The organism is Anaerocolumna sp. AGMB13025, assembly GCF_029689925.1.
Taxonomy (GTDB): domain Bacteria; phylum Bacillota; class Clostridia; order Lachnospirales; family Lachnospiraceae; genus Anaerocolumna.
Genome location: NZ_CP121445.1, coordinates 1,568,610 through 1,580,634, shown reverse-complemented (window position 1 = coordinate 1,580,634; position 12,025 = coordinate 1,568,610). Strand labels below are relative to the sequence as shown.

Here is a 12,025-nt window from a genome sequence, read left to right as displayed (position 1 = left end):
ATCTTACAATTTAGTCACTTTTTATACAACCTGCCGGTACAGCCGTATAAAAAATTTTGTGCCGGCTTCTTTACCGGCTTTTGCACTGACAGTTCCATTCTGACTGTTCAGAATAGTTTTTGACATGGCTAGACCTATTCCAATGCTATCCGGTCCGGCATTTTTACCTTTATAAAAACGCTCAAAAATATGAGGCATATCTTCTTTGTCTATCCCCTCTCCGTTATCTGCAACAGTAATTTCCGTATACAAGGGATTCTGCTGACAGGTAATCGTGATACTGCCACCTTGCGGTGTATGTTCCATACAGTTTTTAACGATATTTAATAAGGCTTCTGCAGTCCAGTTAACATCTACGGTGACAGTGATATCCTCCGTACCGTTAATAACCAGATCCTGTTCTTTTAATTCCACTGGGATTAGTAACGGTTCCACTGCTTTCTCAAGTAACCTCCTAAGGGGTATTTGTTCCCGCTTAAACATAACGGTCTGGGCATCTATTTTTGATAGTTTTAACAGAGAAGTCACAAGCCATTCAATCCGCTTTAACTGATTGGTTATTTTACCGAGGAATTCTTCTTTTTTATCCTGTGGTAATTCTGCACTTCCTAAAAGGTCAGTCATGACAAACATTGAGGTTAAAGGGGTTTTTAGCTGATGAGATATATTGGATAAGGTTTCAGACAAATAGATTTTATCTTTTTTCAGCAGCTCAGACTGCTCGTATAGGGTCAGGGTAACTTTATAGATATCATTTTTTAAGATGCTTAGTTCACCTTCCTTATTATCACGGATATCCATCTGCTTCTGACCGGAATAGATACTTGCCAGATATTCCGTCAATCGTTTAATGTCTTGATAACGTTTGCGGGTTAGGCAGATAAATAACACGGTAAAGGCAGTAAAGGATCCGAAGGTTATGAGACCTGCAGTTATATTGAGAAGGCTTACCGATACTACACTGATTATACCAATCAGAATAGCACCAAGATATAATATTTTTATTTCTTTATTTCGAAACATGAAAAACTCCATTTCCAGGAATTGCATTGTGGTTTCTTATTCTCTTACCCCATCCGATAGCCCATTCCTCTCACGGTTACAATGATCTTAGGATTCTGGCTGTCTTCCTCAAGTTTTTCCCTGAGACGTTTAATATAAACCGATAAGGTGTTATCATTAATAAAATTACCGTCAATATCCCAAATTCCCTCTAACAACTGATTTCTTGACAATACCTGTCCCATATTACCTGCAAAAACCAAAAGCAGCCGGTACTCAAGGGAGGTCAGAAAGATTTCTGCACCGTCCCGGTATACTTTAGCCTGCTTTGTATTAATAGATATATTCTCAATACGGATTGAATCTGAGATCTGGCTGTCTTTCTGATAATGCCTGAGAGCAGCCTTGATGCGGCTTATTAGTTCTCTGATACGAAACGGCTTGGTAATATAGTCATCCGCCCCCATATCCAGACCCATAACTACATTGACTTCATCATCACAGGCGGTCAAAAAGATAACCGGTGCATTGGTATTTTGTTTTACAGCTCTGCATATTTCATAACCGCTTCCGTCTGGAAGAGACAAATCCAGCAGATAGAGATCAAATTTTTCATTTATTTTTTGATCTGCTGCTTTTTTACCGGCACATACGGTTACTTCAAAACCTTCGCTGATCAGGGAATACTCTAAGCCTTCGGCAATGGTTTTATCGTCTTCTACAATTAAAATCCTCATAATTAAACCCCATATCATATTTTTATATACTGCATCATGGAAACTTACGGTCTGTCCATTATTTTCTCAATTTTTTCTTTTAATAAGTCCTATAAGTCTCTCCGCCAGTAATTTAGAACTAGTGCGCTGTTGTCCATTCATGCACATAATTGACCCTATTATACTCGGTTCATTTTATGTAATTAATTTTCTTCATAATCAGCCTTATCCTTTAAGTCTTTTAACTTGTCCATAACCAGAGTATCCCTGAAAACCCAAGGTGTATGCTCAGAATGATTGATTCTTGTGTTATTCTCAATGGCCTCTTCTAAGACCTCCCAGATCAGTTTATATTCATACTTTTCTTCCTCTTCCGTGAGATTTGGTTCTCCCATTTCCTCATATACGTCACAATAAAAATAATAACTGATCTGCTCAAAAATCCGGCTCTGCTCTTTGTCCCGTTTGATTTCTTTCATTTTACCAAAGTAATGGATGGAATTATGGATTACCTTAAGTCCGGTTTCCTCAAGGACTTCACGAATTAAAGTATCTTCCATGCTTTCCCCTTCTTCCATACCGCCACCCGGGAATTTATAATCCCCGTATTTACCACTTCGTATTAATGCTAATTTTCCGTCCTCTTTAATGATACCTCTGGCTGCAATTCTGGTAAACTTCTTCCAGTTACGGTCATAATTCCTTTTGTCAATAACACCTATAAAATCGTAATCTTCTTCCCAGTCTCTTTGCTTCATTTTATCTCCAGCCTATTGCCTAACGGCCAAAGGCTTTCCTCTCCCGGTTCAGTTCCTCATGTAACTGCATCGAATTCCAGGTTCTGTTCTGGGCGGTTACGATTGCTTTTAACTCCACCGGTTCTATATGCTGTATTCTAAATTCCTTTAAAAAGGTGTTAAGCAGTGCATCGGTAAAATCCACCAAAATTAACATCTCATCCTCAAAAGTATCCGTATTCTCATTCTCCGTTAAACCTGTCTCCCAGGTCCCTGGCAGGCCTGCCAGAAAACCAATTGACTCCTTGTATTCAGGTATGTTTATATGTCTCACAGTAATAGTTAACCGGTTGCAAAGCTTCTCGATTTTATTGCCTTTTGCATTAGTCAGATTATAAAGTAATAACTTTGGCTGTTCCATAAAACCTCCTTGTATATTAAATTTTTTTAAAAGTGTAAACGAAAGAATATTATTAATTTTTAATTAGCATTTGGCCAATCTGTAGATACGGCAATTGATTTACCATCCTTCATAAAGACAATGAGACCAATACAACTTCCTGCAAAACTATCCATTTCATTGTCAGTATCATCCCCAGCGTTTAAAATAGCACTATAATAGTAGATTGAATCAAAATCAAACATTGACAAAGGACCTTTTTTATAACTCAATAGATAACTGCTTACTTTCTTATCGACTCCAATCTCATCTTTACCATAAGTATTAAATGATAAATTCAATTTGTTAATCTCACTTTCACTCATACCAGTTTTAAGACCACAGGCAAATTCATAGTTATCGTTAGTTAATATTACAGAGTACAAGCCACCGTCTTCTGTCGTAATATAAACTATTCCATCACCCTTATAATAAGTTAAGAACCCATCAAGCTTTTCTTCCGAATAAGAAACCGCTAGCTTTTCAGAATTTTTTTCTTTAATGTCTTCCATTGTTGTGTTATAGAATGGTGTATTCTCTAATAATGGATGCCCTTTTATTAAAATATCATTTTCATATATTTGCCTTTCGTCACTTCCATTATCTGGTTGAATTAGTATATTATTATCATCCTTTGTTGTTTCCTTTGTACAACCAGTACCTATCATTATAATGAAGATTATAAAATATATTATCTTTATTTTTTTATACCTCATTACTTACCTCCATTATACCTCGTTTTCGTATTTATCTATTATTATAAATTATTTATACGGCAATTACTACCATAAATATCCGAATAGCCCCAGCATTATCTGCTTACCCTTTAAATATACCCCTGCATGAACATAAAAAATACTGCTGCAATATAAAAACTTTCTCCTACACACTGGAATAGTCCCAGATTAGGTTAATGAATTTGCAGCAGTAAACTATTAATTTTTTTTACCTTTTACTCAAACTTCCCAGTTAATAAACTTAAAAACACTTGCTAAAATCAGCCCTAAAGCTAAATTGAAAGCACGATTATGCTATGTTTCATAAGCGCTTTATTCTGAGTCCGATCATTCACTTATGACTTTTTCGGATGGTTTAGACTCAAAATGCACACTGTTTGACGAGTATAGCGAGGAGTTTGTGCTTTTGAGTCTTGCTTTACCACATGAAAAAATCATTAATGAATTCCAGGCTCAGAATCCTAAGCTTATGAAACATAGCATAATCGTGCTTTCTTAATCAACTTCCTTGCTGATTTTATCAGGTATACCAAGGCAAATACAACTGCGAAGTTTGAATATTTTATACTAAAATGATTGATTCAAATTGTTTCATTATTCCCTTCTATTAGAGATAACCTGATCAATTAAACCGTAATTCAGCGCTTCCTGGGCACTCATGAAATTATCCCTGTCCGTATCTCTCTCTAATTCTTCAAGGGCTCTTCCTGTATTATCAGCCAGAATTTGATTTAACTTCTTTTTATTTTTTAAAATATACTCCGCTGCAATTCGGATATCACTTGCTGTACCCTTAGCTCCGCCGGAGGGCTGGTGTATCATGATTTCTGCATTGGGAAGGGCAAACCGTTTGCCTTTGGTTCCCCCGGCTAAAAGGAACGCCCCCATACTTGCAGCCATTCCGATACAGATGGTAGAAACATCACACTTAATAAATTTCATGGTATCATAAATTGCAAGTCCTGCGGGAACAGAACCTCCGGGGCTGTTGATATAAAGGGAGATATCTTTTCCCGGATCCTGACTCTCTAAAAATAATAACTGTGCTACCACCAGACTGGCAGTGTTCTCATTTACTTCTTCTCCCAAAAATATAATCCTGTCACTTAAAAGCCTGGAGTAAATATCATAGCTTCTTTCACCCCTGCTGGTTTGTTCTACTACATATGGTACTAAACTCATGCTGCTTTCATCTCCTTCTTATTGTAGTGATTTATATAGTATAAGGTATTGGCATAGATTTTCTGTTCCTTTAAACCGATGCCGTATTTCATTTGTACGGGCACAAAAACCCGGTTATCCCGGTATGACTGGGGAGTCTTAAGGTATAACCTGCGAAAGGCGAGGGTAAAGGCCTGCTGTGATTCATAATTGGCTTCCAATGCAATTTGTGCAATAGGAATATCCGAATACACCAAAAGCTTAGCGGCTTTTGTAAGACGGCGTTTCATAATATACTGATAAAGCGTGCAGCCAACATACTCTGAAAAAATCCTGTTTAAATGAAACTTAGAATAACCGGTAAACTTTGCAATATCGTTAAGATTTAAATCCTCCTCAAGATGCTGTTCAATATATTGAATGGTCTGGGATATTATCTTCTCCGAATCTTTCATACAAACCTCCCTCTGCCGCATTAACGGCAATCAAATTCTGAATAAAAAGCAGTCTCCATACTTAATCCCATAGAAAACTCTTCTATTTAAACTACCAACTGATTAACTGACTTTTTATCATTATATCAGAAGAAATCAAATTCATCTTAATATAAATTGCTATTTTATGTATATTTTATAGTTAACATAAATTCTTTAGAATTAGCAGCTAAAAACTGCACATACTATATCCAAAAAGAAGGAAAATCAAGAAAGGAAGAAAACCGTTGAAAAATGAAAACTTCAGTGATTATGAAATAGCCGAACTATCTGATTCAGCTTTAAACCAGATATCAGACCTGGAGAAGACCATGTGTGGCGAAACCAGTAAGAACATAGTTCTAATAGCATATCAGAATAAAACAGTAACAGAGAAAGAGAATAAAATACACTAAAAAATTGAAGTTTGTGTTTTTACTTTCTACCGGTCATAAACTATTCATGAATTTAAACAAAGAACCTTAAGCAGTTTATCGTATCCATTTTTGCTATATCACAACTTTCTGTATTTCTTCAAGGCTAACACATTGATGATAAACAGTACGAAAATATAAGCCAGGGAACCAAGGAGCCAGGGCAGGATATCCATAAAACCTTTCCCCTGTATCATAACCTTTTCAAGTGAAGTACAGCCGTAATAAATAGGGGTCAGAAAACTGAACTTGCCCAGACCAAAGGGGATGGTGTCCAAGGGAATTAATCCAGAGAAGAATATCTGAGGAATGAGTACCACCGGAATGAACTGTACCATCTGCAGCTCATTATTGGCAAATATAGAGGCGAGGGCTCCTATGGAAACTGCTGAAAAGGACATTAAGATCATGACCAGGATACACAAGAAGATAGAGCCTTCCACCTGTAGTTTTAGGACATACACTGCAAACAGGATAATGAAAATACTCTGTATAGCAGACAGCAGTCCATAACCTAAGGTATATCCGCCGATTACCTCAAAACGCCTGATAGGCGTCATAAGCATTCTCTCCAGGGTTTGCCCAAAACGCTCCCTTACAAAGGATAATCCGGATAATATAAATACAAAGAAAAAGGATAAGACCCCCAGGAATACAAAACTTAAAGAATCCAACTGATTCCCTTCATTGGTTTTATACACATAGGTAATATCCGGCTCTGTCTTAACCGGCTGTAATGCCTGACTGGTTTCCTGTATTGCCTTTAAGGCTGCTGCTGATTTCAGGTTTTTTTCCACCAAAGTAATATGTAAGCCCTTTGGGTCACTCCATACAAGAGCGTCATATCCCTTTTCCTCCAGATAACTTTTGGCTTCCGGTTTTTGAGAAAGTGTTGTTACCTCTGCTTTACTTTTAAGCTCCGTGGCATAATGATCAGTCATATTATATATTGCAATCTGTGGTGTGTAGTCGGAATCCCCTAATATAAAATACAACAGAGTCAATACTAATAGCGGAGCAAATAGTAAAAGCCCCAGGGAGCGTTTATCATTTTTTATTTGTAACAGAATACGTTTTACTATACTTATCATAATAACCTCCATCTACCGCATGAACGATAAATCAAAACTTAGTCAAATGCACTCTATGTGCTTTATTCAAACTACGGTCTTCTTCTCTTCTATATTATCCATAAAAAACAATTCTTCTATTTTACCGTTTGGGGTCTGATTAACCAGGTCTGTAACTGTACCTTTTGCAATTACAGATCCATTCCTTATTAAGGCAGCGTCATCACACTCCATCACCTCATCCATAACATGGGTAGTCACTAATATGGTAGTGCCGGTTTCCTTAAGATGTTTTAAGTAGTTCCAGATATTTTTACGAAGGACGGGATCCACTCCTACGGTTGGTTCATCCAGGAGCAGTATCTGGGGCTTATGGATCAGGGCTGCTGCCAGGGATATACGCTTTTTCATACCGCCTGAATAATTACGGACTAACTTGTTCTTATCCGTTGTAAGCCCTACCACCTTTAATACTTCCTCTGCATTCTGGTTAAACTGCTTTCGGTCCAATTTCTGAAGTCCTGCAAAAAACTTAAGATTATCCCAAGCTGAAAGTTCTTCATACAAAGCATCATTCTGAGGCATAAATCCGATTGTGCCAAGCAACTTTCTATCCGGAACTTTCTGATCTTTAATCCTTATTTCACCTATGTCTGGGGTGATTGCTCCCATTATAATCCGAAGCAGGGTAGTCTTACCGGAACCAGAGGCTCCAAGCAGACAAAAAATCCGTCCTGTATCCATTGTTATAGTAATATCTTTTAACACCTGATGCTTTTGAAATGATTTAGACACCTGTTTGACTTCTATATTCATACGCCTTTCCTCCATCTGTTTACGCTCCCAAACAATCCCCAGAATTGCAGAATAAAGATACCTAGATATTGCCCCTATTGTTTGAGAAGGAATTTTTATACCTTAATTATAAAAGAAAGCAATACAATATCAATCAACAGTGTTGCCTTAAGTGTTGGATTTTATGAGGCAGTAAACCTATTGACTATCTTGCATTTGGTATCAAGACAGATTATAATAAAGTGAATTCTTCCGGTTCTTATAAATAATACCAAACATCGTATAATCTAATATAAACCATATAAAACTTAGAATATATACTTAGAATTTATACTCAGAATATATAAGCCTAGTAACAGGAGAACGAGATGATAACTAATTCTTTATCAGCAATAACAGCTCAAACCAGACAGAATCTAATTGATGCCTTCTGGCAGTTATACTGTAAAAAGAAAATTGAAAAAATATCCGTAAAAGAAGTCTGTGAACTGGCAGGTTACAACCGTTCGACTTTTTACGTTTATTTTAAAGATGTATATGAGATCTTGGAGGAAATTGAAGAGAAGACCATCACCGCTGAAGAGTTCCGGGTTATCATTTTGGAGCAGCTTCTAACGGACTCTGATAAAAAAGAGACTTTAAAAAAGGTGGTACAATTGTTTGAAAAGAATATAAAGTACCTTCCCATTTTACTCAGTGAAAATGGAGATCCCTTTTTCAGGCAGAAATTATTAAAAAAACTGGTGCCCACAGTGATCTCCGCTTTTCATGACCTGACCTCTGATGAAATGGTTAGAATTAAGTATATCATGGAATATCAAAGTGCCGCTGCCTTAAGTACCATAGCAAAATGGTACCTAAACGGCAAAGACATCCCCCTGGAGCAGTTTTTGGAACTGCTCTATTCCATAACTTCTAACGGGATACAAAAAGAATTACTGAACTATGTGAAATGATACTTGTAATTAGAAACTGATAATCCCAAAGTCCAATACTCTTTATACCCGTTCGGTTTTGAGCTTATTTTATCAATTATTTAGCACTCTGCTTCCCTGATCCTTTCTACAATACTTTTCCGATTCGTAGCCTTATAAGATACCAGCGGAATAACAATTCCAAGTATTAGAAATATCGGAAGCAGAACAATCATTGGAGTAACCGTTAAATGATACGAAAAGAACCATATTACACCTTCAACCGGTTTTAAAGCAAAAAAGCCAAGTGCAACACTACTAATGAATGAAACAATGATCGAAATACCCCCATAAAAGATACCTTCGTATATCAGCATTTTCTTAAGCTGTCGTCCGGTCATTCCGATGCCAAGGAGTGTAGCAAATTCCCTCCGGCGTGCAATAATGCTTGTAATCTCAGCATTGATGAAATTCAGTATGCCAACCATTCCTATGATAAGACTTAATACACTTCCTACCAGCAAAAACATATTTCGAAACTTGATAAACTCGTTTGATAAGGATATCTTTGATTCATAATCCATATCCGGTTCTGTTTTGTCCGTATAATTTTTAATAAACTGTTCCATTTGATCAACATGTGCTTTGTCCACATTAAACATATAAATCATAGTATTATTATTACCGGTATCTTTTAAAAAGGTGTCTGCACTCATTGCAAACTGGGGCTTACCATAGGATCGTCTTGACATCGTCCCGGGCATTAAAACATTAGCTATAATTTCGTACTCCTGATTCCACCCGTTATGTTCAATCAATTCTCCATCATCCGTGTAATCAAAATCTGTGCTGTAGTGAATTTTAATCTTATCCCCAATCTTATAAATCAACTTATCCAATTCCGGTTTTCCATAATCATCTGCAAAAGTTATCTGAACCAGATAATGCCCGCTTTTTAGTTTTTCCAAATCTAAATTTCCGTCCAAAACTGTCAGTAGTTTCATTGGGAAATCATCCAGTCCGTATAAATATATAGAATTTTCTATTTTCTTATCTGCTTTTTGTCCTTTTAGTGATTGCTCCAAATCTTCTTTGGGAATCCAGTTACTATACCACTTTTTATAATCCTCTAAATTCATAAAAATAGTATTTACGAATACTCCGTTATGGACTCTGCCGGACTCTGTAATACCTGGCTGAGCTTCTATTTCCCGTATCATACTCTCACTGACTGTTTGATTCTCTACAGAATACTTGCTTTGGAAATAATCGGCGTGGCCTGCAATAAAATCGGTAACAACAAATTTACTTAAGTACTTATCCATATCAAATCCTTTGGTAATTGTGTAGGTAGCATTTAATAATATGATACTAAGTGAAAGAGAGGTAATCACTAAAACGGTCTTTTTTAGATTAAGCCCCAAATTAGCTTTCGCCATTTGATAAACCTTGGCACCTTTTTTTGTGTTTTTATATTTTCTCTTTTGATTGCTGCCCTCTGCATATCTTACCGCTTCGATTGGTGATACACCTGCGGCCATCTTGCCAGGCTTTCTGCAACTAATCCCCACTGTAATTAAGGAAAAAAGGGCTGCGCCAATAAATATCCAGGCATTATTCGCACTAAACGCACTTTTACTGCTCATTATGCTCATCACTACTGTGGTAAGCCTGCCGCCGATAAAGTATCCTGCTATCAGCCCCAAAGGAATACCAATGCCGGACAACAAAAAGGCCTGATTCCGTACCAACCGTCTGATTTGTCTTTTCGTAGTACCAATGGTTTTTAGAAGTCCGTAAAACCGTATATCCCCGGATACGGAAATCTGAAAAATATTATATATAATTAAATAGCCTGCAAATAGAATCAAAAGACCTATTACAAGAACCGTCAGTACCAGTGCTAAACTATCCTCCTTATTTAAGTGAGTCGAAGTATAAGACCAGTTCACTCCGGTAGGAAGATAATTTGACGCACTTTTATCATCAAAGTTATATCCATTGTCTTCTGTAACTTTTCTTAAGTCCTGTTCTATGTGCCTGCTGTTTGAAAACATAACATCCAAGCTCCAGGTACCTACATAATCACCGGTTGAATCTTTAATCCCTGCAGCCATAAGCTGTTTTGTAACATAGGCTTCTGACAGCCAAATCTGGCTCGCTAACATAGCTTCATCTGTCTGCCAAAACCCGCATAGGGTAAAGGTGTCAGTTATTGTTTCTTTACCAAGAGGGTAACTTAGGGTAACTTTCTCTCCAATTTTATGGGGTATCCCTAATAAATCCAGCACAGCCGTGTCGGTTGCCAGTTCCATTTCACTCTCCGGCATTCTCCCTGTGGTAGGATTGCTGTAAAACATCTTTGCTCCCTTGGTATCACCGTACCGGATTTCCGTATGATGCTTGTTAAAAGGTGCTTTGTCAGGAAATGCCAGGGTCAGGGTTGTTCCATATTCTTTAATAAGGGGATGGACTTTTAACTGATTGACCTGAGCCTTAGAGACATACTTAAAGCCTCCATGGGAATAACCTCCTACCATACGCATATATTGCTGTTCCATGGAATAATTAAATGAAACTGCAACAGTAAAAAGAGAAGTAAACAGGATAGAGGTTAATATGATTGCTATTACTGCAATGATATTTCGTATCTTATTTGCCTGAAAGCTTCGAAAGGACAGTTTATTAATAACTTTTCGGTTTGCCACTTTAATCATTGTCTGCCACCGCCTGTTATCCTGCCGTCTTCAATGCGGATAATCCGGTCCGCCATCTGGGCGATTTCTTCATTATGGGTAATCATTACAATGGTCTGCTTAAACTGCTGCCCGGTTACTTTTAGTAAACCCATGACGTCCAGGCTGGTTTTACTGTCAAGATTGCCGGTAGGTTCATCGGCTAACAAGATTGCCGGTTTTGTGGCCAGGGCTCTGGCAATAGCCACTCTTTGCTGCTGACCTCCGGATAAATTATTGGGCAGATTGTTCAGTTTACTCTCAAGCCCCAGGGTTTTTATAATTTGCTCCACATAAGCCTTATCCACTGTATTTCCATCCAGTTCAATGGGAAGGACGATATTTTCATACACATTTAAAACCGGGACAAGGTTATAATTTTGAAAAACAAAACCGATTTTTCTTCTCCGAAAAATCGTAAGTGCTTCTTCTTTTAAGGAAAATAGCTCTTTCCCGTCTACCGTAACCGTGCCATTTGTGGGTCTGTCAAGTCCCCCAAGCATATGTAATAAGGTGGATTTTCCACTGCCGGAGGTGCCGACAATGGCAACAAATTCCCCATTTTCAATTTGTAGATTTACTCCGTCCAGGGCTTTTACCAGAACTGCTTCGTTGTTACCATAATGTTTCATAAGATTATTTGTTTCCAGAATTGTCATATTTACACCCAATGCATAACACATCTGTAAGCAGATGTGTTACTGCCACATATAAAAAGGTTGAAAGAATTCATAAGTGCATCCTCTCTTCATAATATTTTCTTTCAACCTAACCTCAAAAAATAGTCTATCTATGGTTTTGTCCATAGATAG

General features: G+C 37.4%; 13 protein-coding genes. 2 read left to right on the top strand and 11 right to left on the bottom strand.

Going from position 1 to position 12,025, the window contains the following annotated elements:
• Positions 1 to 21: 21 nt before the first annotated feature.
• From QA584_RS06460 to QA584_RS06430, 7 genes are all read right to left on the bottom strand, one after another.
• A complete protein-coding gene (locus QA584_RS06460; RefSeq protein ID WP_278273692.1) occupies positions 22 to 1,023 on the bottom strand; it encodes a sensor histidine kinase in 1,002 nt (333 codons plus the stop codon).
• A gap of 44 nt (positions 1,024 to 1,067) precedes the next feature.
• Positions 1,068 to 1,739 (bottom strand): response regulator transcription factor, encoded by a 672-nt coding sequence (locus QA584_RS06455; RefSeq protein ID WP_278273691.1) that lies wholly within the window; start codon positions 1,737 to 1,739, stop codon positions 1,068 to 1,070.
• A gap of 182 nt (positions 1,740 to 1,921) precedes the next feature.
• Positions 1,922 to 2,476, bottom strand: coding sequence for an NUDIX domain-containing protein (locus QA584_RS06450; RefSeq protein ID WP_278273690.1), 555 nt, complete (start codon positions 2,474 to 2,476; stop codon positions 1,922 to 1,924).
• 19 nt (positions 2,477 to 2,495) lie between these two features.
• Positions 2,496 to 2,876, bottom strand: a complete 381-nt coding sequence (locus QA584_RS06445) for a DUF3783 domain-containing protein (RefSeq protein WP_278273689.1) — start codon at positions 2,874 to 2,876, stop codon at positions 2,496 to 2,498.
• A gap of 59 nt (positions 2,877 to 2,935) precedes the next feature.
• The gene (locus tag QA584_RS06440) at positions 2,936 to 3,610 is read right to left on the bottom strand and encodes a hypothetical protein (protein ID WP_278273688.1); all 675 of its coding nucleotides are present in this window, start codon (positions 3,608 to 3,610) and stop codon (positions 2,936 to 2,938) included.
• Between the two features lie 615 nt (positions 3,611 to 4,225).
• Entirely contained in the window at positions 4,226 to 4,813 is a 588-nt protein-coding gene (gene clpP / locus QA584_RS06435) for an ATP-dependent Clp endopeptidase proteolytic subunit ClpP (RefSeq protein ID WP_278273687.1), read from the bottom strand.
• On the bottom strand, positions 4,810 to 5,247 hold the full coding sequence (locus tag QA584_RS06430) for a helix-turn-helix transcriptional regulator (protein ID WP_278273686.1): 438 nt from the start codon (positions 5,245 to 5,247) through the stop codon (positions 4,810 to 4,812). Before QA584_RS06430 ends, clpP begins: the two co-directional genes overlap by 4 nt.
• Positions 5,248 to 5,513: 266 nt before the next feature.
• Here QA584_RS06430 and QA584_RS06425 point away from each other — a divergent pair, with 266 nt between their 5' ends.
• Positions 5,514 to 5,681: a hypothetical protein gene (locus QA584_RS06425; RefSeq protein ID WP_278273685.1), complete on the top strand. Its 168-nt coding sequence runs from the start codon at positions 5,514 to 5,516 to the stop codon at positions 5,679 to 5,681.
• A gap of 98 nt (positions 5,682 to 5,779) precedes the next feature.
• On the opposite strand, the gene QA584_RS06420 is transcribed toward QA584_RS06425, so the two are convergent.
• Both QA584_RS06420 and QA584_RS06415 read right to left on the bottom strand, forming a co-directional pair.
• Positions 5,780 to 6,790, bottom strand: coding sequence for an ABC transporter permease (locus tag QA584_RS06420; RefSeq protein WP_278273684.1), 1,011 nt, complete (start codon positions 6,788 to 6,790; stop codon positions 5,780 to 5,782).
• Positions 6,791 to 6,856: 66 nt separating this feature from the next.
• The gene (locus QA584_RS06415) at positions 6,857 to 7,585 is read right to left on the bottom strand and encodes an ABC transporter ATP-binding protein (protein WP_278273683.1); all 729 of its coding nucleotides are present in this window, start codon (positions 7,583 to 7,585) and stop codon (positions 6,857 to 6,859) included.
• A 347-nt stretch (positions 7,586 to 7,932) separates the two neighbouring features.
• Between QA584_RS06415 and QA584_RS06410 the strand changes: the two genes are divergently transcribed.
• Positions 7,933 to 8,520, top strand: a complete 588-nt coding sequence (locus QA584_RS06410; protein ID WP_278273682.1) for a TetR/AcrR family transcriptional regulator — start codon at positions 7,933 to 7,935, stop codon at positions 8,518 to 8,520.
• Between the two features lie 80 nt (positions 8,521 to 8,600).
• Here the strand turns inward: QA584_RS06410 and QA584_RS06405 are convergent, their stop codons facing one another.
• Positions 8,601 to 11,195 (bottom strand): ABC transporter permease, encoded by a 2,595-nt coding sequence (locus tag QA584_RS06405; protein ID WP_278273681.1) that lies wholly within the window; start codon positions 11,193 to 11,195, stop codon positions 8,601 to 8,603.
• On the bottom strand, positions 11,192 to 11,872 hold the full coding sequence (locus QA584_RS06400) for an ABC transporter ATP-binding protein (RefSeq protein ID WP_278273680.1): 681 nt from the start codon (positions 11,870 to 11,872) through the stop codon (positions 11,192 to 11,194). Before QA584_RS06400 ends, QA584_RS06405 begins: the two co-directional genes overlap by 4 nt.
• Positions 11,873 to 12,025 lie beyond the last annotated feature (153 nt).

Coding starts and splice junctions, on each gene's coding strand:
- QA584_RS06405 (WP_278273681.1), bottom strand. CDS start 11,195: ATGATTAAAGTGGCAAACCGAAAAGTTATTAATAAACTGTCCTTTCGA.
- QA584_RS06400 (WP_278273680.1), bottom strand. CDS start 11,872: ATGACAATTCTGGAAACAAATAATCTTATGAAACATTATGGTAACAAC.
- QA584_RS06420 (WP_278273684.1), bottom strand. CDS start 6,790: ATGATAAGTATAGTAAAACGTATTCTGTTACAAATAAAAAATGATAAA.
- QA584_RS06455 (WP_278273691.1), bottom strand. CDS start 1,739: ATGAGGATTTTAATTGTAGAAGACGATAAAACCATTGCCGAAGGCTTA.
- QA584_RS06410 (WP_278273682.1), top strand. CDS start 7,933: ATGATAACTAATTCTTTATCAGCAATAACAGCTCAAACCAGACAGAAT.
- QA584_RS06430 (WP_278273686.1), bottom strand. CDS start 5,247: ATGAAAGATTCGGAGAAGATAATATCCCAGACCATTCAATATATTGAA.
- QA584_RS06415 (WP_278273683.1), bottom strand. CDS start 7,585: ATGAATATAGAAGTCAAACAGGTGTCTAAATCATTTCAAAAGCATCAG.
- QA584_RS06445 (WP_278273689.1), bottom strand. CDS start 2,876: ATGGAACAGCCAAAGTTATTACTTTATAATCTGACTAATGCAAAAGGC.
- clpP (WP_278273687.1), bottom strand. CDS start 4,813: ATGAGTTTAGTACCATATGTAGTAGAACAAACCAGCAGGGGTGAAAGA.
- QA584_RS06440 (WP_278273688.1), bottom strand. CDS start 3,610: ATGAGGTATAAAAAAATAAAGATAATATATTTTATAATCTTCATTATA.
- QA584_RS06450 (WP_278273690.1), bottom strand. CDS start 2,476: ATGAAGCAAAGAGACTGGGAAGAAGATTACGATTTTATAGGTGTTATT.
- QA584_RS06460 (WP_278273692.1), bottom strand. CDS start 1,023: ATGTTTCGAAATAAAGAAATAAAAATATTATATCTTGGTGCTATTCTG.